17 protein-coding genes and 1 tRNA gene are annotated in these 20973 nt (G+C 67.2%); 9 read left to right on the top strand and 9 right to left on the bottom strand.

The window, feature by feature from the left end:
- Positions 1-120 (bottom strand): CarD family transcriptional regulator (locus tag M7H19_RS12430; protein WP_277068912.1); only part of this gene is annotated, 120 nt, incomplete at its 3' end.
- 319 nt (positions 121-439) lie between these two features.
- Here M7H19_RS12430 and M7H19_RS12425 point away from each other — a divergent pair.
- Together M7H19_RS12425 and radA are read left to right on the top strand one after the other, a co-directional pair.
- A complete protein-coding gene (locus M7H19_RS12425; protein ID WP_298180941.1) occupies positions 440-1018 on the top strand; it encodes a copper chaperone PCu(A)C in 579 nt (192 codons plus the stop codon).
- 42 nt (positions 1019-1060) lie between these two features.
- Entirely contained in the window at positions 1061-2425 is a 1365-nt protein-coding gene (radA, locus tag M7H19_RS12420; protein WP_298180940.1) for a DNA repair protein RadA, read from the top strand.
- 69 nt (positions 2426-2494) lie between these two features.
- Here the strand turns inward: radA and otsB are convergent, their stop codons facing one another.
- From otsB to M7H19_RS12405, 3 genes are read right to left on the bottom strand one after another with little or no spacing between them, the layout of a single operon-like run.
- Complete coding sequence (otsB, locus tag M7H19_RS12415) at positions 2495-5026, bottom strand: trehalose-phosphatase (RefSeq protein ID WP_298180939.1); 2532 nt, start codon at positions 5024-5026, stop codon at positions 2495-2497.
- 45 nt (positions 5027-5071) lie between these two features.
- On the bottom strand, positions 5072-6529 hold the full coding sequence (locus M7H19_RS12410; protein ID WP_298180938.1) for a trehalose-6-phosphate synthase: 1458 nt from the start codon (positions 6527-6529) through the stop codon (positions 5072-5074).
- Positions 6530-6553: 24 nt separating this feature from the next.
- Positions 6554-8080 carry a threonine/serine exporter family protein gene (locus M7H19_RS12405; protein ID WP_298180937.1) on the bottom strand — a complete coding sequence of 509 codons (1527 nt, stop codon included), beginning with the start codon at positions 8078-8080 and terminating at the stop codon, positions 6554-6556.
- Between the two features lie 261 nt (positions 8081-8341).
- Between M7H19_RS12405 and M7H19_RS12400 the strand changes: the two genes are divergently transcribed.
- The 5 genes from M7H19_RS12400 (at position 8342) to M7H19_RS12380 (ending at position 12881) form a co-directional block, all read left to right on the top strand.
- A tRNA-Thr gene (locus M7H19_RS12400) sits at positions 8342-8414 on the top strand.
- A 197-nt stretch (positions 8415-8611) separates the two neighbouring features.
- Positions 8612-9925 (top strand): SpoIIE family protein phosphatase, encoded by a 1314-nt coding sequence (locus M7H19_RS12395; RefSeq protein ID WP_298180936.1) that lies wholly within the window; start codon positions 8612-8614, stop codon positions 9923-9925.
- Between the two features lie 5 nt (positions 9926-9930).
- Complete coding sequence (locus M7H19_RS12390; RefSeq protein WP_298180934.1) at positions 9931-11025, top strand: cobalamin-dependent protein; 1095 nt, start codon at positions 9931-9933, stop codon at positions 11023-11025.
- Positions 11026-11180: 155 nt separating this feature from the next.
- Positions 11181-11441, top strand: a complete 261-nt coding sequence (locus M7H19_RS12385; protein ID WP_298180933.1) for an amphi-Trp domain-containing protein — start codon at positions 11181-11183, stop codon at positions 11439-11441.
- A gap of 81 nt (positions 11442-11522) precedes the next feature.
- The gene (locus M7H19_RS12380) at positions 11523-12881 is read left to right on the top strand and encodes an MBL fold metallo-hydrolase (RefSeq protein WP_298180932.1); all 1359 of its coding nucleotides are present in this window, start codon (positions 11523-11525) and stop codon (positions 12879-12881) included.
- Positions 12882-12894: 13 nt separating this feature from the next.
- Here M7H19_RS12380 and M7H19_RS12375 read toward each other — a convergent pair whose 3' ends face one another.
- Complete coding sequence (locus M7H19_RS12375; RefSeq protein ID WP_298180931.1) at positions 12895-13539, bottom strand: hypothetical protein; 645 nt, start codon at positions 13537-13539, stop codon at positions 12895-12897.
- Positions 13540-13651: 112 nt separating this feature from the next.
- Between M7H19_RS12375 and M7H19_RS12370 the strand changes: the two genes are divergently transcribed.
- Together M7H19_RS12370 and M7H19_RS12365 are read left to right on the top strand one after the other, a co-directional pair.
- A complete protein-coding gene (locus tag M7H19_RS12370) occupies positions 13652-15277 on the top strand; it encodes an amidohydrolase (protein ID WP_298180930.1) in 1626 nt (541 codons plus the stop codon).
- A gap of 142 nt (positions 15278-15419) precedes the next feature.
- On the top strand, positions 15420-16130 hold the full coding sequence (locus M7H19_RS12365; protein WP_298180929.1) for an SIS domain-containing protein: 711 nt from the start codon (positions 15420-15422) through the stop codon (positions 16128-16130).
- A gap of 204 nt (positions 16131-16334) precedes the next feature.
- Here M7H19_RS12365 and M7H19_RS12360 read toward each other — a convergent pair whose 3' ends face one another.
- The 4 genes from M7H19_RS12360 to ligD (M7H19_RS12345) all read right to left on the bottom strand — a co-directional run bounded on the left by M7H19_RS12360 (position 16335) and on the right by ligD (M7H19_RS12345) (position 20690).
- Entirely contained in the window at positions 16335-16652 is a 318-nt protein-coding gene (locus tag M7H19_RS12360) for an STAS domain-containing protein (RefSeq protein ID WP_298180928.1), read from the bottom strand.
- Positions 16649-18262 carry a SpoIIE family protein phosphatase gene (locus M7H19_RS12355; protein WP_298180927.1) on the bottom strand — a complete coding sequence of 538 codons (1614 nt, stop codon included), beginning with the start codon at positions 18260-18262 and terminating at the stop codon, positions 16649-16651. Before M7H19_RS12355 ends, M7H19_RS12360 begins: the two co-directional genes overlap by 4 nt.
- A gap of 89 nt (positions 18263-18351) precedes the next feature.
- Positions 18352-19263: a non-homologous end-joining DNA ligase gene (gene ligD, locus M7H19_RS12350; RefSeq protein ID WP_298180926.1), complete on the bottom strand. Its 912-nt coding sequence runs from the start codon at positions 19261-19263 to the stop codon at positions 18352-18354.
- Positions 19260-20690 carry a non-homologous end-joining DNA ligase gene (gene ligD / locus M7H19_RS12345; RefSeq protein ID WP_298180925.1) on the bottom strand — a complete coding sequence of 477 codons (1431 nt, stop codon included), beginning with the start codon at positions 20688-20690 and terminating at the stop codon, positions 19260-19262. Before ligD (M7H19_RS12345) ends, ligD (M7H19_RS12350) begins: the two co-directional genes overlap by 4 nt.
- Positions 20691-20973: the final 283 nt, after the last annotated feature.

Raw genomic sequence — 20973 nt, 5'->3', positions numbered from 1 at the left:
CGCGACCTTCAGGACGAGGTACTGCTTCTCCTCGCCTTTGATCACGCGTGTTTCGATCGCTTCGATGAGTGCGGCACCGTGGTGCGGGTAGACGACGGTCTCTCCGACCTTGAAAACCATGTGTCCTCTGCCCCTTTCGCTATGTCCATCTTAGCACGCGGTTTCGGTCCCGAACCAGTGACCCGAGCTCGTCTTCGCAGGTCAATGGGCTGATCGAAGGTGTAGAGGGGGTTGACAAGTGTGCGATTCGCGTACTCACGCAGGTGACGACGGGGGCATTCCCGCCCATTTCGGTAATCCATTGTGGACACCATTCGGGTAGTTGATCTCGTCGGCGGGTGAAAGCTGCGCCACACGGGCGGGGCACCGGGTGACGTCACGAGTCGCTACCCGGGATAGTCTCACCGTCAGGGCAGCCCTGAGTAGGAGGGACTCCAGAGTGAAACGTCGCATGGTGGGCTCGGCCGTGGCGGCCGTCGGCTCCGCGTTGCTCGTCGCGGGCTGCGCGGCGGGCCAGATCACGCAGACGGACACGCAGGTGGCGGCTATCAACGGCGCCTCGACGGAAGTCGGGGAAATCGCGATCCAGAATGCCGAGCTCGCCTACCCCGAGGGCAACGCTTCCGGTGATTCCGGTGGCGCCGGTGGTGCCGGTGTCTACCCCCAGAACAGCGACGCCGAAGCCGTCATCTGGCTGATCAACGAGGGCGGCCAGGACGACGAGCTCGTCTCCGCGGAGACCGATGCCGCGCAGAACGTCACCATCGGAGGCTCCCGCGTCGTGCCGGCTCAGCGCATGCTTGTGCTGAGTCCTGAGAAGGAGGGCACGGGGAACCCCAACCACGGGCAGCTCACCCTCGAAGGGCTGACCGAGCAGCTCATCCCCGGGCAGATGATCGAGATCACACTGACGTTCCGGGAGGCGGGCTCGGTGACCTTCGACATGCCCGTGGCGGTGCCCGAGGAGCCGAGGACCAACCCGGCGAGTCCTGCCGAGGGAGCCGGCGGCGGTAACTGAGCCCTCCGGCCGATTGTCGGTGGGTGGCGTTAGCGTCGGAACGTGGTCAAGAAGGGCTCCAGCTACCGCTGCTCGGAATGCGGCTACGAGGTCGCCAAGTGGCTCGGCCGCTGTCCGGAATGCCAGGCGTGGGGGACGTTCGAGGAGCGTGGTGACGCCCGCGCCCCCATCGCCAGGGTCGCGGCCGGTGCTCCCAGCTCGCCGGCTCGGCCCATCGCCGACGTCGACATCGAGACCTCCCGAGCTCGCGCGACCGGAGTCTCGGAGCTCGATCGGGTGCTCGGCGGTGGGCTCGTTCCGGGAGTCGTCGTCTTACTCGCGGGAGAACCCGGAGTCGGCAAATCGACGTTGCTGCTGGAGGTCGCCTACCAGTGGGCGGCGAACAGCGGTGCAAGTGCGCTGTATGTGACCGGTGAGGAATCGGCCGGGCAGGTTCGACTGCGCGCCGAGCGCACCGGCAACGTCCACGACCGGATGTTCCTCGCCTCCGAAAGTGACCTGTCGGCGGTACTGGGCCACGTCGACAACGTCGAACCGGGATTGCTGATCGTCGACTCGGTTCAGACCATGTCCTCGCCGCAGGCCGAAGGTGCGCCCGGGGGCGTGACCCAGGTGAGGGCGGTGGCCGCGGGACTCGTCGCGCTGGCGAAGGAGCGCGGGCTTCCCATCGTGCTCGTCGGGCACGTCACCAAGGAAGGGTCCGTCGCCGGGCCGAGGGTGCTGGAGCACCTCGTGGACGTCGTTCTGCATTTCGAGGGCGACAAGCATTCCACGCTGCGGATGGTGCGCGGCGTGAAGAACCGATTCGGCGCGGCCGACGAGATCGGGTGCTTCGAACTACGCGACGACGGCATCGTCGGCGTACCCGACCCTTCCGGGCTGTTCCTCAACCGACATGCCGAGGCCGTGCCCGGAACGGCCATCACGGTCACCGTGGAGGGCAAACGGCCACTGCTCGGCGAAGTCCAGGCCTTGGTGACCGAATCCAGTCTCGCCCAGCCCAGGCGAGCGGTGAGCGGGCTGGACTCCGCACGCGTCAGCATGGTGCTGGCGGTGTTGGAGAAACGTACCGGCAGTCCGCTCGGGGGCAAGGACGTCTACACGGCGACCGTGGGCGGCATGAAGGTCACCGAACCCGCAGTGGACCTCGCCGTCGCCTTGGCGGTGTGGTCGGGGATGCGGGACAGGGCCCTGTCACCGAGGCTCGTCGCGATCGGCGAAGTCGGGCTGGCCGGCGAGGTACGCAGGGTCACCGGTGTGGGCAGACGGTTGGCCGAGGCGGAGCGGATGGGGTTCACCCACGCCCTCGTGCCGCCGGATCCGGGGCCCCTGCCCGAGGGCATCAAAACGCTGGAGGTCTCCGACCTCGCCAGCGCGTTGCACGCGGTCGAATACGTCCCGATCTGAAAACCCGGACACAGATCGAGGCCGGTGCCGACGAAAAAGGGCTCGTCGACACCGGCCTCGGTACGGCTACTACAGCTCGGACAACAGACGGGCGCAGCGGATCAGGCCGATGTGGGAGTACGCCTGAGGGTGGTTGCCCAGGGAACGCTCGGCCACCGGGTCGTACTGCTCCGGCAACAGCCCGGTCGGCCCGGCCGCGTCCACGAGCTGGTCGAACAGCTCCTGGGCCTCGGTGCGCCTCCCGGTGAGCAGGTACGCCTCGATCATCCACGCCGCGCACAGGTGGAAGCCGCCCTCGTTGCCCGGAAGGCCGTCGTCCCGCCGGTACCGGTACACCGTGGAACCACTACGCAGCTCCGCCTCGATGGCGGTCACCGTCGACTGGAACCGCTCGTCCTGCGGGTCCAGCAGTCCCGACAGGCCCACGAACAGCGAAGCGGCGTCGAGGTCGGTGCCGTCGTAGGCGGTGGTGAACGCCTGCACGTCCTCGTTCCAGCCGTTCTCCAGCACGTCGGCGGCGATCTGGTCGCGCAGTTCCGCCCAGCCGTTCGGGATCGGGCGGCCGTAGACCTCGGCGAGCTTGATGGCCCTGTCGATGGTCACCCAGCACATCACCCGCGAGTACACGCGGTGGCGCGGCACGTGCCGTTCTTCCCAGATGCCGTGGTCGGGTTCGGACCAACGCCGGGTGACGGCCTCGGCCATGGCCCGCACCAGCTGCCAGTCCTCGTCCCGAAGCTCACCCCTGGCTTCGGCGAGCGACACCACGAGTTCGACGACGGGGCCGAACACGTCGAGCTGCACCTGGTGGTTGGCGAGGTTGCCGACCCGCACGGGCCGCGAACCCTTGTAGCCCGGCAGCGAGTCGATCACGGCTTCCGCGCCGATCTGCGTGCCGGCGAGCGTGTACAGCGGGTGCAGCCGCTCGGGGCCCGCGAGCGTGGACAGCACGCCGTGCAACCAGCGCAGGAAGCCTTCGGCCTCCTCCAACGAACCCAACGCCACCAGCTCGCGCACGGTCATGGCGCCGTCGCGGACCCAGCAATAGCGGTAGTCCCAGTTGCGCACCCCGCCGATCTCCTCGGGCAGGGACGTGGTGGCCGCCGCCAACACACCACCGGTGTCGGCGTCGGTCAGGCCACGAAGCGTCAACGCGGACCTGGCGACGAGGTCGGGCTCGATCTGCGGGAGCTTCAGCGTGGTCGCCCAGTCGCTCCAGTACCGGCCCGCCCTCGCCCTACGGTCGATCTCGGGCAGCTCGTGCGGGCTCAGGTCGGTGGTGCCGCAGCGCAGTTCCAACACCACGGGCTTACCGGGTTCGGGTTGCACCAGGGCGCGAGCGGTGTCGTGCAGGCCGTCGTTGGTGATCTCCCACTGCACGTCGGGGGACCGCAGCACGAACGGCTCGGATGTGCCGAGCACGCGCAGGCCGTCCTCCTCGGGCAGCAGCCGCACGGGCACACCACCGAACTCGGGCCTCGGCGCGAACACGACGGATGCGGCGGCCTCACCGCTGATGATGCGCACGAGATCGGTGCGGTGCGGCGGGCTCTCGGGCTCCAGGTAGTCGGTGACGAGCAGCCGGGACCACCGCGTCTCCACCGTCATCGTGTTGGGCAGGTAGCGCTGGCCCAGCGGCAGCCCGTTGCGGTGCGGCTTGATGGAGAAGTGGCCCGCGCTCTCCCCGCCGAGCAGGTCGGCGAACACAGCCGGCGCGTCGGGGCCGGGGTGGCACAGCCAGGTCAGCTTCGCGTCCGGCGTGAGCAGCGCGACCGACCGTTCGTTGGCGAGCATCGACAGGCGTTCGATCGGCGGAGACTGCTCGCCGTACAACCAGTTGCGCCGTTCCTCCAACAGGAACGCGAGCACCGTGGCGACGTCCTCGGTGTCATCGACCCGGTACTGCGCCAGGGTGTCCCCTTCACCGACCTTCACGGAGAGGTCGGGGCCCTGCAGCCGCGCGAACGCCTTCTCGTCGGTCACGTCGTCGCCCACGAACACGGCGGCGGTCGCGCCCACCTGGTGGCGCAGGGTGTCGAGTGCGCTCCCCTTGTCGGTGCTCACCACAGCGAGTTCGACGACTTCCTTGCCGTCCGTGGTGGTCACGCCCTCCCAAGTGGACGGGCCCTCGTGCACGGCGGCCACGATCCTGGCTGCGGCGTCCCGGTCCGCGCGACGCACGTGCACGGCCACACTCGCCGGTTTCACCTCCAACGAGGCCCCGGGGACCCCGCCGATGATGCGTGCCAGCTCGGCTTCCAGCCTCCGGTGCAGTTCGCGGGCCTCGGGGTCGAGGGCGTGGACGAAGCCGATGTCGAACTCCGAGCCGTGGCTACCGACCAGGTGGATCTCCGCGGGCAGGCGGGACAGGATCGCCAGGTCACGCAACGCCCGGCCGGAGATCACCGAGCACGTGGTCTCGTGCAGCGAAGCCAGAGACCGCAGAGCGCCTACCGACTCCGGGCGGGGTCTGGCCTGGTCAGGGTTCGTGGTGATGGGAGCCAGCGTCCCGTCGTAGTCACAGGCGACCAGCAGGCGCGGCGTCCTGGCGATCTGAACGATCGCACGCCGCAGCTCAGCAGGCAGGGCCTCGGCGGTCAACACTCCTCCTTAAGGAGTAGAGCAAGCGGTATGGGGGAGGGGGAGTCAGGTGGTCACTTCGGTCCCGAGGGCTTCGAGGAACGAGCGCGCCCACCTGTCAACGTCGTGCGTCAGGACTTGACGACGCAGGGCGCGCATCCTACGCCGGCCTTCCGCAGGGTCGAGCGTAATAGCCTGTTCGAGTGCGTTCTTCACCCCGTCCAAGTCATGAGGATTGACGAGGAAAGCGCTGCTCAGCTCGGCTGCGGCCCCTGCGAACTCGGAGAGCACGAGAGCGCCACCAAGATCGTGTCGGCACGCCACGTACTCCTTGCACACGAGGTTCATGCCGTCGCGCAGCGGGGTCACCACCATGACGTCGGCGGCGGAGAAGAACGCGGCGAGCTCCGAGCGGTTCACCGACTGGTGCAGGTAGTGCACCGCGGGGTGTCCGACTCGACCGAACTCGCCGTTGATGCGGCCGACCATCTGTTCGATCTCGCTACGCATCTCCTGATAGTGCTCGACGCGTTCCCGGCTCGGAGTCGCGAGCTGGATGAACGTGACGTCCTCGGGCTGCACCCGGCCTTCCTGCAACAGCTCGTGGAACGCCTGAAGACGCAGGTCGATGCCCTTGGTGTAGTCGAGGCGGTCGACGCCGAGCAGGACCGTCTTGGGGTCGCCCAGTTCGCGGCGCACCTGGGCGGCGCGTTCCTGCACGGGTTTGCTGCGCGCGAGCGAATCCAGGCCGGCCGCGTCGATCGAGATGGGAAACGCGCCCACGCGCACGGTGCGGTCGCCGACCTGCACCATGCCGGGCCTGGAACGCACCCCCACCGAGCCGCGACTGGGTTCGAGACCGATCAGCTGCCGGGCCAGCCACAGGAAGTTCTGTGCGCCGCCGGGTCGGTGGAAACCCACCAGGTCGGCCCCGATCAGCCCCCGCACGATCTCGGCCCGCCACGGTAGCTGCATGAACAGCTCCACCGGCGGGAACGGGATGTGCAGGAAGAAACCGATGCGCAGGTCGGGACGCAACTCCCGCAGCATCGACGGAACCAGCTGAAGTTGATAGTCCTGCACCCACACGGTGGCGCCTTCGCGCGCCACGGCGGCACTGGCCTCGGCGAACCTCCGGTTGACGCGCACATAGCTGTCCCACCAGCCACGGTCGAACACCGGCCGCGCCACCACGTCGTGGTACAGCGGCCACAACGTGGCGTTGGAGAAGCCCTCGTAGTATTCGCGCACGTCGTCGGAGGTCAGCGACACGGGATGCAGGACGAGCCCGTCGTCGCTGAATTCCTCGACCTCGACGTCGGGGACACCCGGCCAGCCGACCCAGGCTCCCTTACGGGAACGCAGAAACGGCTCCAGCGCGGACACGAGCCCGCCGGGGCTCTGTGTCCAGCGCTGGGTGCCGTCGGCTGATCGTTCGAGGTCGACCGGCAAACGGTTGGCAACGACCACGAACTCGGCTTTCGCGTTCGACCGGGGCAGGGGCGCGTGCTCCGAGGAAGGCATACCTAGACATTAGCGCGGTAAGGCCTATTCGAGGCGGCGGCCAGCGTTCAGCGGCCCGGCCATGCGGGGGCCGGCGAGCTTGCGTTCGAGCCTGCCCAGACCCGTCCGCACCGGTTGGGCGAGGAACTCCCCGAACACCACGCCCGCTGCCAGTGCCAGGCCGATCGCGGCGGCCGACATCAACGTGGTGATACTGCCGTCCCCGACCAGCTCGGCCATTCCCCGATAGGTGGCGAACCCGGGCAGCAGCGGAGTGATGCCCGAAACAGCGACGACCAGAGGGGTCACCTTCAACCGACGGGCCAGTACACCTCCGCCGAGCCCGACCAGTGTGGTGGCGACGAAAGCACCGATGATCGGGTTGTAGCCGAGGATGTTGAGCGCCCCGTACGCGGCGGCACCCACCGCGCCCGCCGCCGCGGCGACCAGCAGCGACCGGATCTTCGAGTAGGAAGCCAACGCAAAGCACGCCGCCGCCCCGATTCCCGCGAGTGTCATGACGTGCAGCTCGCTCACCCCGGGAGTGGGCACCGTCGGGTCCGGGGCCCGCGTGACGCCGAACTGGGTGGCCATGCTGATGGCGGCACCGACGCCGGTGATCAGCCCCGCACTCATGAACACGATTTCGAGCATTCGTCCCGCCGCCGTGACGTAGTAGCCGGTGATGGCGTCCTGCACCGCGGAGACGGTGGACAACCCCGACAGCAACACCGTCAGGGCCGCGGAGACGACGAGTGTCGGTCTCTCCAGATCGAAGAAGTCGAGGTTCACGATGGTGATGGCCGACAGGGTGGCCACGAACCCGCCCGCGACCTGTTGGAAGAAGAACGGAAGCGCGTATTTGTTCAGCAGCCTTCCCAACCGGTCCACGACCGCACTGATCACGAAAGAGATGAAGGGAATCCACCCCGTACCGCCGAGCAGCAGGGTGATGAAGGCGGCCATGCCGCCCCAGGCCAGGGTCGAGACCCAGCGCGGGTAGGGGTGCCTCGCGTCGGTGATCCGGTGCAGTTCGGTGTAGGCGTCGGTGGCGCTGATCTGGTTTCGGAGCAGTTGCTGTACGAGATGTTCCGTCTCGGACAGCCGGGTGTAGTCGATGCTGCGTGAGCGGACGACCCGCAGTGTGGTCACCGGTGGCAGTTCGCTTCCTCGAAGGCAGCTGACGGTGATGGACGTAAAGATGACGTCCACCTCACAGTGCGGTAGACCAAGTGCGCGAGTCAGCGCCAAGATTGTCGCGGTCACGTCGGATGCGCCCGCGCCGCTGGCCATCTGGACCTCACCGATGCGCGTGACGAGGTCCAGAACCAAGTGAACGGTTGATTCGTCGGGTAGCTCGGGCCCGATGGCCGTGTCTTGGAACGGCTCCACCGCGGGTAGCTCGCCCGTCGGTGGCTCCAGGATGTGCCAGGCGCGCTGGCGGACGCGGCGGTCCCGCTGTTGCCGTTGTGCGCGCTTCTCCGATGATTGTTCGTCGGCTGGTGCTTCCAGGATTTGCCACGCGTGACGGCGCTTGGGTGCGGCCGCACGAGCGCGCGGCTTCAGTTTCATCTGCACCTCCTCCTTGGAAAAAACTCCCCGGAAAGCATCGGCCGCGCGACGTCGGTCGTTGCACTTTGCGGGCCGTGGCGTATGCCACATTGTTGTGGGAACGTGACTTCAGTCCACGTTGTGGGAACGCGACTTCAGTCCACGGTAATTGCGGACTGGCACGAAAGCAGGAGCCGACAGGGGGATGTGGGCGGTCGCTGTGGCGCAAATCGCGCTCGATATAGTGGGAATGGAGCCACACGCCAGTCGGCGTCGGCTCAGGCCGGCATAGCTCAGTTGGTAGAGCATCTGTCTTGTAAACAGAGGGTCGCAGGTTCGAGTCCTGTTGCCGGCTCCGTATCACTTTCCGGGGTTGTCCGAGAGTCTCACGAGGATGACTCGGCGTCACCGCAGTCGTAGGCCTCCATCGCGGTACGCGCCCGTAACGACACTCCTCGACAGGTTCGTGGCCCGGTCGGTCCACTGTGGGTTCCGAACTGGGGTTCCTGCCGTACAGTCGGAACTGAGGTCCTCACAGTTGAGGAGTCTGCTGTGAACGTGGCATTCGATCGCGCCCCCCACGAGTTCCCGGACAGCCCTCTCGCCGGATCGCCGAAGGAGGGCGACTGGTCACACGTACGCTTCATCCACGACCTGTCCCGCCAGCTCACCGGATCGCTGAACGTGCGGCGCACGGTGTTACGTGCGTTGGATTTCGCCGTTCCGCATCTCGGTGACTGGATGATGCTGGCGTTCTTCGATGCCGACAACGTCTCGGTGTACTCGCACGAGCGCAGTGGTCGCATTTCGGGCCCGACGTTTCTGGGGCGTCTCGATCCCGCTCACGAGCTGGGACGGTTCCGACGGCGAGGCTACACCGAGCGGTACACGGCTCCGCCGGACGACATCGAAGCGGTCCTCGCCGAACTGATCCCCTCCGATTCGCTGAGGGAGGCGGCCGCGACGCACCGGCCGTCGTCGGCGCTCGCGGTGGCCCTCAACATCGGGGGCGCCACCAACGGTGTGCTCGTAGTGGTCCGTCACGGTGGCCATGGGTACACGGACAGTGATGTGGTCGCTGCCGAGGAGTTCTCGCGTCGGGTGGCCGCCACTCTCGAATCCGCCAGGCTCTACGAGGAACGCGGGCAGATGGCGGAGGCGATGGAGGACTCACTTCGCCCGCCGGAGCTGCCCGAATACCCGGGAGTGCGGATGGCGGCACGATATCGGCCCGGCGAGCAGCGCCTGAGTATCGGCGGCGATTTCTACGACGTACACGGCGATGCCGACGACTTCACCGTCGTGATCGGCGACGTCTGCGGCAAAGGCATCGACGCCGCCGTCCTCACCGGACTCGCGCGGCAGACGATCAGGACGGCAGCGTTCTTCGACCGATCTCCAGCCGCGGTGCTCAAGGCGTTGAACGAGGTGCTGCGCGCCCAGCTCGCCCACCGGTTCGTCACGGCGGCGTGTGTGCGGTTCCACCGCCCGGCAGGGCAGGACGCGCTGACGGCGACCATGGCGGTGGCAGGACACCCTCCACCTCTGGTGCTGCGCGCCGACGGCGCCTTGGAGGAACCGACGGTCACCGGCACGGTCGCCGGCATCATCTCCGGACTGTCGTTCACCGAGACCGACGTGCGGCTCGGCGAAGGCGACACCGTCCTCCTCTACACCGACGGCGTCGACGAGGCCCGCGGCCCCGAGGGGTTCTTCGGCCAGGAACGACTGCGGGTCCTGTTGCCGGAGTACGCGCGCGTCACCCCCGCCACCCTGTGTGAGGCCGTCGAACAGCGCGTCCTCGAATACCTCGACGGCGCCGCACACGACGACATCGCTCTCATCGCCGTGCAGAACGGAGGATGAGTGGAGTGCTCCACGCTTCGGCGGCCGTCCCCGGCGCCAGCGGCGATAGTAACGACAGCGCGGAGGTGCTCGACGCGTTCGAACGCGAGTTGATCGCGGGCAACACCACCGCGGCCGTGACGGTCGTGCAGCGGGCCCTGGACGCCGGTCTACAGCCGTTGCCGGTGCTGTGCGAGGTCATCACTCCCGCGCAGCACCGTGTGGGCGAGAAGTGGCACACCGGCCGGTGGTCGATGGTCCAGGAACACGTCGCCACCGGAATCTCGCTCGCCGCGACCGAAGCGGTGGCGAGAAGGGTTCGGCAACTCCCGGTCACCAAGGGGCACATCATGGTGTGCTGCGCGGAACGAGAACGGCACGCCCTCGCCGCGCTGGTGGTGAGCACGGGTCTGCGTGCGCACGGGTGGCGGGTCACCTTCCTCGGTGCGGCGATCCCCGCCGAGCGCCTGTTCTCCTACCTGTACCGGACGGGCCCGGACGCCGTGGCGATCAGTTGTTCCGTGGCCGGTGGACTGCCGAGCACGCGTCGTGGCATCGAATCGGCGACCGCGGTGGGTGTCCCGGTCCTGGCGGGCGGGGCCGCTTTCGGTTCGGACGAGCTGCGTGCGCGGGCGCTCGGGGCGACGGCGTGGGCCTCGACCCTGCGGGAGGGACTCGACCTCGCGGATCGGCTGCCCACCACGGTCCACCCGGTGGAGTCGTTGCCGTACGACGTCGTGAGCGAACAACGCATCCTGGACGCGGAACATCACCGGCTCGTGCATCAAGTGCTGGAGCGCTGGAACCCGGTCGGGACCGGGGCCCGCGACCTCGACGAGATCATGACCGGAGACATCGTGACGGACGCCGATCTGGATCTGGTTGTCCGCGGCTGTGCTGAACAGCCGCTGCGTGCCCTCGAAGGCGCTTTGTTGACCGGAGACGGTCGGCTGCTGCGCGAGGTCGCCGACTGGATACGTGTCGCGTTGGAGTCTCGCGCGGTCCCCTCGACAGCGGTGGGAGCACTGCGGGGGGAGCTTCTCTCCGCCGTCGACGACCTGCCCCGCGCGCGTGCACTGCTCGAACAGCACTGGCCCGACACTCCCCTTGAGGGCGCTTGAAACACCGAGGTCACCGATCAGCGACCGGTGACGGCCCGTGAGCCTTCGAAGTCCTGTCTCCGTGAGGCCATACGAAAACTCACACATCACCGTGTCCGGCCCCACGGTCGTGCCAGGATTGTGCCACCGATACCGCTTGTACCAAGGGAGGATCTGTGACAGCCGCACCACGGGACGTGGAGCAGTTCTATTCGACCTCCGAGGTGGTGGCGAAACTGCGCCGCCTCGCCGACGCTCTCGAAACCGACAAGCCGTTCCGCATCCAGATCGCGGGTGAGCGTATCCGCGTTCCCGCGCGGGCCAAGTTCTCGATCGAACACGAGCGCGGCGACGGTGAGGAGGAGATCGAGTTCCAGCTGAAGTGGACGCTGGACGGCAGCGCCTCCGGCTCCGAGGACGACAAGTTGGTGGTCTGATCGGTCGGCCCTTCCGGTTACTTCCCGGTCGGGGCGGGTATTCGACGAACCCACCACGGCACCGGCACGGGAGGGCCGATCATGCATGTCGAGGTCGTTCGCACCGACGCGCTGGGGGACCGCAGCTATCTGGTCCACGACGGCACCGTCGGCGTGGTGATTGACCCGCAGCGAGACTTCGACCGGATCGAGAATCTGGCGCGGGAGCGGGGTGTCCGCATCTCCCACGTCGCCGAGACACACCTGCACAACGACTACGTCACCGGAGGTCCCGAGCTCGCCCGGCGACACGGTGCCGTCCATCTCGTGGGGGATACCGAAGGGCTCGACTACGAGGCGACCCGGCTGGGCTCGGGTGATCGGCTCGACATCGGAGCACTGTCACTGACGGCCGTGGCCACGCCCGGCCACACCGACAATCACCTGGCCTATGTGGTCGACCACGACGGCGAACAGGCCGTGTTCTCGGGTGGCAGCCTACTGTACGGGTCCGTGGGACGCCCCGACCTCGTCGACCCCGCACGAACCACCGAACTCGCCAAAGCCCAGTACCGGTCGGCACGGCGGATCGCGGAACACGTCTCGGACGACGCGGTGCTCTACCCGACGCACGGGTTCGGCAGCTTCTGCTCCTCCGGCCCCGCCACGACGGCCGAGAGTTCCACGATCGGAGAGCAGCGTCGCACCAACCACGCTCTCACCGACACCGACGAGGACCACTTCGTCGAGCGACTGTTGGCGAATCTCACCGAGTACCCGTCCTACTACGCGCACATGGCCCCGTTGAATCGGGCCGGGCCGAACGCGCCGAGTCTGGAGGTTCCGGAGCCGCTGGACCTCGAAGCCCTGCGGCGTCGGCTCGCCGACGGTGAGTGGGTGGTGGATCTGCGGGACCGCGTCGCCTTCGCCACCAAGCACCTGGAAGGCACGGTGAGTTTCGAGTACGGCGACGGTATGCGTTTCACGACCTTCCTCGGGTGGACGTTGCCGTGGCTCGACCCCGTGACCCTCGTCGGTTCGGAGGAGGAGGTGCGGGCGGCGATCCGGGACCTGTCCCGCATCGGCATCGACGATCCGGACGTCGCTCTGGGTGACCCGGCGGGACCGTTTGCGGACCGGCTGCCCACTTCGTCGTACCCGAGCGTGGGCTGGGCCGACCTGGTGGCCGAGTTCGAACGGGGCGCGCCGGCGGTATTGGACGTGCGCCGTATCGACGAGTACGAGGGCGGACATATCGAGGGCGCGCTCAACATCCCGTTGCACGAACTATTCACCCGTATCAACGAGATGGACGACGACCGTATCTGGGTCCACTGCGCATCGGGCTATCGGGCGTCGACGGCCGCAAGCCTTCTCGATCGCGCGGGCTACGACGTCGTGCACATCGACGACGACTTCGCCGACGCCGCCGAGGCCGGAGTCCCCTTGCACAGAAGGTGACCGGTTCGGACCACTACTTCCAGGCCGTGCGCACCTCGGCGACACGGAGGGTCTCCGCACCCTCGGCCAAATGGTGGACCGTCCAGACCGGCTTCTCCTCGTCGGGGCTGCCGTAGAGGGTGCCGTCGTCACAGTCGTAGCTCAACGGTAGGTTCTCGCGGATCTCCTCGACCCCGAACACCTTCGTGCAGCGCGTGCCGTCCCCCAGTTCGAGGAACCAGTGCGGATCGAACGGGGCCGGTTCCCGTGGCCACACGCCGTTGTCCGTGACCACGTGTACTTTGGTCAGCTCGGTCTGCGCGGGATCGTCGAAGCACAGCGCGACGGTGTCGACCTCGCGCGGCTCCTCCCCCGGCTTCTCCAGAGCGGGGACGTCGACGGGATCCGCGGGAACGAAGCACGGATCCAGCACCACGGACGTCTCACTGGTGAAGCAGCGGCGGGCCAGCTGGTTCTCGGGACTGAGGACGGAGGGTTCGCACCGCGCGGAGACTTCGTCGATCACCCGCAGCCCCGCTGCGGGTTCCGCGCCTTCGGAGAAGGGGACGAGGTCTGTGACGCGGGTTTCCTCCACCGGAGGCATCGAGACGGGTTCGGCGGAATCGCAACCGGACAGCAGCGACACCCCTAGGACCAGTCCGATCCCGAGCTTCGGCACTGCCCTGTTCCGGTGCAAAGCCGCTGCCCCTTCCTCGTTTCTCCGGGTACCGTCTGAGCGTGCCATGAGCGTAATCGGCCCGCCTTGTGCCGCGACCCTAGGGAGGAACCGCGTGCTCGACCTGCTGCTGCGTGACGTGCGTGCCCTGACCATGCGCGAAGACCGGCCCCGGGCCCACACCGTCGGGGTGTTGGGCGGCCGAATCGTCGGTGTGGACGACGAAGTCGAAGGTGCTTCCGCCCGCAAGGTGGTCGACGGGGGTGGGGCGGTGCTCACGCCGGGTTTCACCGACGCGCACAACCACATGGTGTGGTACGGCTTGTCGCTGGCCGAGATGGATCTGTCCACGTGCCGCACCCTCGACGAGGTGTACGACGCGGTGGCCGCACGCGCGGCGCAACTGCCGTCCGACGCGTGGGTGATTGGGTCGCAATACGACGACTTCGTGCTCGGAGGACATCCGGATCGCGCCGCGTTGGACCGCGTGGGTGGGGGGCGTCCGGTGTGGTTGAAGCACCGCTCGGCGCACATGTGTGTGGCCAGCAGCGCCATCCTCGACAAGGCGGGGATCCTGGACGGTTCGGCCACCGTGCCGGAAGGCGGCGTCGTCGAACGGGACTCCTCGGGCGAGCCCACGGGCCTGCTCGCCGAGCAGGCGCAGCAGCTGGTGGACGCACTCGTGAAACCGTACCCGGTGGAGGAACTCGTCGAGGCCATCGCTCGCGCGTCCAAGGTGTACGCCTCCGAGGGACTGACCCACGTCACCGAAGCGGGTGTCGCCGGAGGCTGGATCGGACACAGCCCGGCCGAGGTCGCCGCCTACCAACTCGCGCGGCAGCGCAGCGCGTTGAACGTGCGTGTGGAACTGATGCCCGCGGCCGAGACACTGCACCCGCTCGCCGACGACCTCGTGGGGCTCGATCTCGGCATGCGTAGCGGTTTCGGTGACGACTTCCTGCGCATCGGCCCGATGAAGATCTTCACCGACGGGGCGTTGAGCAGTAAGACGGCAGCGGTCACGCAGCCGTTCGAGGGCGACGGTGGGCTCGGCGTGCTGGGAGACGATCCCGAGGTGCTGCGCAACCGCATCCTCGACGCGCACCGCAGTGGTTGGCGTGTCGCGGCGCACGCCATCGGCGACCGGGCCATCGACCTCACGTTGGAGGCGTTCGAGCAGGCACAGCGGGAGTTCCCCCGCCCCGGCGTGCGGCACCGCATCGAACACGCGGCCATGGTGCGTCCCGACCAGTTGTCCCGGTTGGCCGCGCTCGGCGTCGTCCCAGTACCGCAGGCACGGTTCCTGTACGAGATCGGTGACACCATGCGTACGTCTCTCGGTGAGGCGAGACTGCCGTGGTTGTACCGGCACAGGTCGTTCCTCGACGCCGGGCTGCGCGTGCCCGCCAGCTCCGACCGGCCGTGTGTGGGGACCGGTGCGCCGTTGGCGGGGATGCGGAACATGGTCGAGCGCGCCACCAGCGGTGGAGTGGTGCTCGCCGAGGACGAGCGGGTGGACGCGATGGAAGCGTTGCGCGCCTACACCACGCACGCTGCTTACGCCGCGTGTCAGGAGGACCGGCGTGGACGCATCGAGGCGGGAATGCAGGCCGACCTCGTGCTGCTCGGCGACGATCCGACGGCCGTCTCGACCTCGGCCATCGACAAGATCCCTGTGCTGACGACGTTCGTCGCGGGCGAGGCCGTGTACGGCGGTGAATCCCTGACCTACGTCGGTTGAGGGACACGCCGCCCGTGGATCGGTTACGCAGGTCACAGGAACGGTTGCGTACGGTTGCGCCACGTGGCGGACGGCGATGAGATGGCGGCAGTGCCGCCGACATTGCCGGCGCTGATGACGAATGTGAAGGAGAGCGTGCCGAATGCGTGACCGTGTCCGTAAGCTGCTCGACACAATCGATTCCCAGCAGGAGGAGTTGCGCAGGGCCGCCGATCTGGTGCTCGACGCGATCGACGGCGGTGGCATCGTCCACGCGGCGGGAGCAGGACACTCCCTGGCGATGGTGTGTGAGACGTTCTACCGTGCGGGCGGGCTCGCCGCGGTCAGACCGTTGTGGGACAACGAGGTGCTGCCGCTGTCGGGGGCGCTGCGCAGTTCGGCCGCGGAACGGGTGCCGGATCGTGGCCGTGCGTTGGTCGAGAGCGCCGACGTGCGTCACGGTGACGTCGTGGTGGTGTTCTCCACCAGCGGTCGCAACCCCTATCCTGTGGAGATCGCGCAGGAGGCGTTGGCTCGGGAAGTTCCGGTCATCGCCGTCACCTCGCCGGCGGCTTCCGCCGCGGCGACAGACCGCAGCGGCACGAGCCTGGCCGAACACGCCACCGTCGTGCTCGACACGCACGTCCCGCCCGGCGACGTCGTACACCCCGCGCAGGCGCCCCGCACCTCGGCGGTCTCCACGATCACCGGTGCGTACGTGTGGTCGGCGTTGCTGGCGGAACTGGACGGCCTGGCCGAGGAACGCGGCATCGAACTGCCGGTGTGGACCAGCGCCAACGTTCCCGGTGGCGACGAGCGCAATGTCGAACTCGTGGCCCGCTACAGCGACCGGATTCCCGAGCTCTCGTACTGACCGGTGTGCGAACCCCGGGTTCTGCGATGCCGTGGAGATGCCGTGGACATTGATGATGTGGCCCGTGGTGAACAGGCACGGTGACTCGCGAAGGCTCGGTCCACCGGCGAACCGGTGCCGGGCGTCGCGACGGTCGGGATCGGCTGCATCGGGGAATGAGAGAGCAGCCGGTCCTGCCGACGGGGCTGCGCATTCAGCCGTGAATCAGGGCTTCAAATCCGCCACAACGCCTATACCCGTCATCTCCAGGACCCGACGGGTGGGCGAGCCGACCGGTGCGACCATCGTGCACTCGGTCTGCAACAGTCGAAGACGTTCGGTGAGCGCGAACAGGACCCTCAACCCCGCACTGTCTATATAGGACAGTCCAGTGAGGTCGATGGTCACCGCGACGAGATGATTGCTGATCGAGGCGAACATCTTCTCTCTCACCTCGTCGCTGTTCGCCAGATCGATCTCACCGGTGAGTCGGATTTCGATGGTGCTGCCCTGCGAATGGACATCGACGCCGGCTGCGGTCATTCGGCCTCGCCTTTCGCCAACCGCTTGCGCAACTGGACATGGGTGCCCCCGTCGCTGTGGGACACGGTGAGCTCGTCACAGAGCTGACGCATGAGCTGCGTCCCCCTTCCACGATGGGTACCTCTGGGTGAGCGCCACATGCCTGTGTCACTGACGGTGATCTCCACCTCGTCGCCATGGGCTTCGAGACGTAGACAGACCTTACCGCCCTGGGGGCCGTACGCGTGCTCGATCGAATTGGCCACGGCTTCGCCCACGGCGACGAGCAGGTCCGCCGTGTCGTCGGCGGAGGCCCCCATGTTCGGCAACCAGCGCCTCAACTGCGAACGCACTTCGGCCAACGACTCGGGCACCGCATCGACATCGAACCGCAACGCGGAGGGCGCTTCGGGATGCTGTCGGCGAACCGCCAGGACGGCGATGTCGTCCCCGGGTGGGTCGACCCCCACCAGTCTGCTCATCACGTCCGCGCACAACAGTTCCGCCGGACCCGCGTGGACGGCCTCGCGCAGCTGACGCAGGCCTTCGTCCAGCGGTTGGTGCCGCCGCTCCACGAGCCCGTCGGTGTAGAAGAGCAAGGCGGCCCCGTAGGGCACGTCCACCGCGGTGCTGTGCCGCCTCTGCGTCGCCGAGCTGACTCCGATGGGGGCGTCCACGGGGGCCTCGGTGACCAGGCGACTCTCGTCCTCCGCGGCGGCGAACACCGGGCTGAGGTGACCCGCGAGCGACAGATGCACCCGTTCCAGCGACGGCTCCCACACGCCGCAGGCGATCGTCGCCATGACATCGGAGTCGAAATGACGGACGTATCGATCGATCTTCGTCAGAAGCTCACCGGGGTCCTCGCAGTCCAGGCAGTACGACCGGACGGTCGTGCGGAGCCGGCCCATCACCATGGCGGCCGACAGTCCGCGTCCCACGACGTCACCGATCACCATGCATACCCGCCCCGACGGCAGGGGGAACACGTCGTACCAGTCGCCGCTGATGTCGAGTCGCTCGCCGGGAACGTACCGGGAGGCCAGGTCGAGACCGGGGATGGCCGGCAACTGTGAAGGCAGCAGAGACCGTTGCAGCGCTGTCGCGGCGTTGCGCTCGTCGGCTGTCAGTTGGCCTCGGAGACTGACCGCCATGCGGTCGGCGACCAGCCGCAACCAGTGAACCTCTTCGTCGTCGAAGGCTCGCTTACTCAGCGTGCCGACGTGCAGAATGCCCAGCAGCTCACCCTCGGTGAGCAGGGGAACACCGACGAGTCCTCGCAGGCCCTTGCGCCACAGCAGCGGGTTCACGACGGTCTCGGCATTGACGTCGTCGATGACGTGCGGCTTCAGTTCGGTGGCGATGCGGCCGGCGAAGCCCTCACCCACGCGTACTCGCACACCCTGGCGCACCTCCTCTTCCAAGCCGGAGGAGGCGGTGGCGACAAGCTGCTGTCCGGTGTTGTCGAGTAGCAGGACCGTCGCTGTGTCGGCGCCGAGAACGTTGCGGACCCTGCCCAACAGCTCCTGGAGCACGTCTTCTGTTCCAAGATGCGCCAGTTGGGTGTCGGTGATGGCCTCGATTCGACGCAGACGGTCCTCGGTGCTGTTGTTGTCGACCGCCCGTGGCATAGCCGCGAGCATAGTCCTCGCGTAATGGTCCGTCAGGTTGTATTGCGACATGTGATTCGGTATCGATTCCGTAATCGTTCGGAATATGGTTAAAGGGGCGGCCGGTCTTGCGTCAGCAGAGGCTCGAACAGATCGCCGTGTTCGTCGACGCGGTCCAGCACTGTGCCGGCCACGAACCTGAGTTCGGACGGGTCCACACAGTCTTCGACCTCCTGCCACGTCACCGGCGTGGATACCGTGGGTGACGACCTCGCGCGCAACGAATAAGGTGCGACAGTGGTTTTCTTCGGGTTGTTCTGACTCCAGTCGATGAGCACCTTGCCGCCGCGCAGTTTCTTCGTCATGCGGGATACGACGCGCCGGGGATGTTCCCGCTCCAGTTTTTCGGCCAGCCGTTTGGCGTAATTGATCGGACGTTCACCGGAGCGTGCTCGGATGGGCGTGTAGAGCTGCAGTCCCTTCGAGCCGCTGGTTTTAGGATACGCCGTCAATCCGTCGTTCGCGAGCTCAGTGCGTAGCCACAGCGCTACTTCGCAGCAGTCGACGATCGTGGCGGGGGCTCCGGGATCGAGGTCGAACACGAGTAGGTCCGGGTTGCGTTTCCCGCCGCGGGGCCCGACTGTCCACTGCGGAACATGCAGTTCGATGCTCGCCAGGTTCGCGGCCCATACCAGGGTCGACAGGTCCTGCACGAGCGCGAAGTCGGCGCTCGCTCTTCCCCGGGTGCTCTCCGGCGTTTCGATGGACACGGTACGTACCCAGTCCGGCGCATGGTTGGAGACGTTCTTCTCGAAGAAGGATTTGCCGTCGACTCCGTCGGGGTAGCGTTTGAGCGTGAGCGGCCGATCTTGTATGTGGGGCAATAGAACGGGAGCCGCTCGCACGTAGTAGTCGATGACTTCGCCTTTGGTGAAGCCGGACTCCGGGTAAAGCGCTTTGCCTAAATTAGACAAACGGAGTCGGTGGCCCCCGACATCGATGAGCTGTCCTGTGGTCGTCACCGAGTCAACTCCCCCGGCACGCGATCCGGTCTCAGTCCCCTCCAAGTGGGGGCCCGCAGCCGGCCGTCGTCGGTCCATGCCTTGAACGCCACCTCGCCCACGAGTCGCGGACTGACCCAGTGCGCGCCGACCGCCCGGTCCTTCGGCAGGGCTTCGGCGAACGGCGAGGTACGGCGTTCCATCCGTCGCAACTTGGGAGCGAGTGTGTGCAGGGCGTTCTCGTCGAACCCGGTGCCGACCTGGCCGACGTACTGAAGCGGGCCCTCGGTGGGGACGCCCAACAGGAGTGAACCGAAGGTGTCGGAGCGGCGCCCACGGCCCTGACGCCAGCCGCCGATCACCACCTCCGTCGTCAGCAACTCGGTGATCTTGAGCCAGTCGGCGCTACGTTCTCCGGGAAGGTAGACGGAGTCGAGTCGCTTGGCGACCACACCCTCCAGTCCCTGCTCGGCGGCGGCCTCGGCGACCACCCGACCGTCGCCGGGGAACCCGGGTGGTGTGCGCCAGTGTTCGCCCTCGATGTCGAGCCTTTCCAGCAACTGCCTCCGTTGCCGGTAGGGCAGGTCCACGCAGGGATGACCGTCGAGATGCAGCAGGTCGAACACGAGGTACGTGACCGGTGTCCGCTGGGACAGCCTGCGGGCCTTCTGCGCGCTCGCGTTCATGCGGCTCTGCAGGGCGGCGAAGCTCGGTTTGCCGCCCCGTAACGCCACGATCTCGCCGTCGAGCCACGCCTGCATACTGCCGAGCTGCTCGCCGAGGGCGCGCAACTCCGGGTATATGCCGGTGATGTCGTCACCCCGGCGGGAGAACAGCGTGATCCTGCCGCCTTCGGCGCGAACAAGGGCACGCACGCCATCCCATTTGAACTCGTAGGACCAGTCGGCGTCCTCGGCGGGGTCGGGCAGGGTTCCCGTCACGGCGAGCATGGGCGCGAGCACGGAAGGCAGAGGAGTCCACTCGGGATCTTCGGGGGGATCGGAACGGACGACGCTCCAATCACTGCCACGGGTGCGGAAGAAAACGTACTTGCCGTGCATCCGCTCGCCGTGCAGAACGACCGAGACCTTGTCGTCGCCCCACTTGAGGGTTTCGTATGTGCCCCTGTCCCAGATCGACATGTGGCCGCCGCCGTACTCGCCCTTCGGGATCTCGCCGGAGAACGTCGAGTACTCCAGCGGGTGGTCCTCGGTGTGCACGGCGAGCCGAACCGTGCCCGGTTCGGTGGGCAATCCCTTCGGTATCGCGAACGAGACCAGAATGCCGTCGTGTTCGAGACGTACGTCCCAGTGCAGGCTGCGGACATGATGCTCGTGCACGACGAACGTGTTGCCATCACCTTCGGTGACGGGTGTGTCCTCGGGCAGCGGTTCGGGAGTGTGGCCTTCCCTCCGCTTGTCCCGGTACCGGTCGAGTCGCGAGACCATACTTGTCGGATACCCCGGCAGAGTGAAACGAACGCGTTGCGCGAACATTCGGGATGTGTCCTTGGTCACTACGCTGAGTGTCCGTAGGCGGTGCGCGTGGCCTCGTCGGTGGTGAAGTCGGTAGCGAACCGCTTGGGGGAAGCCCCGAGCGCTTTACTGAAACGGTGGCTCGCAGGGGCAGGAGTCGTCGATCGTTCGTCGTGCGGGCCACGAGGGGGCGTTGATCAACTAAAGAGCGGTGTCGGGGAGACTGTTCGCACCGATGTTCGAAGATCGACAGCTG

The sequence above is a fragment of the Saccharomonospora sp. genome (assembly GCF_027317685.1).
GTDB lineage: Bacteria > Actinomycetota > Actinomycetes > Mycobacteriales > Pseudonocardiaceae > Saccharomonospora.
This window is presented reverse-complemented; position numbering and strand designations above follow the sequence as displayed.

Coding starts and splice junctions, on each gene's coding strand:
- M7H19_RS12410 (WP_298180938.1), bottom strand. CDS start 6,529: ATGCCTTCCTCGGAGCACGCGCCCCTGCCCCGGTCGAACGCGAAAGCC.
- M7H19_RS12405 (WP_298180937.1), bottom strand. CDS start 8,080: ATGAAACTGAAGCCGCGCGCTCGTGCGGCCGCACCCAAGCGCCGTCAC.
- M7H19_RS12380 (WP_298180932.1), top strand. CDS start 11,523: ATGCATGTCGAGGTCGTTCGCACCGACGCGCTGGGGGACCGCAGCTAT.
- M7H19_RS12365 (WP_298180929.1), top strand. CDS start 15,420: ATGCGTGACCGTGTCCGTAAGCTGCTCGACACAATCGATTCCCAGCAG.
- M7H19_RS12360 (WP_298180928.1), bottom strand. CDS start 16,652: ATGACCGCAGCCGGCGTCGATGTCCATTCGCAGGGCAGCACCATCGAA.
- M7H19_RS12355 (WP_298180927.1), bottom strand. CDS start 18,262: ATGCCACGGGCGGTCGACAACAACAGCACCGAGGACCGTCTGCGTCGA.
- ligD (WP_298180925.1), bottom strand. CDS start 20,690: ATGGTCTCGCGACTCGACCGGTACCGGGACAAGCGGAGGGAAGGCCAC.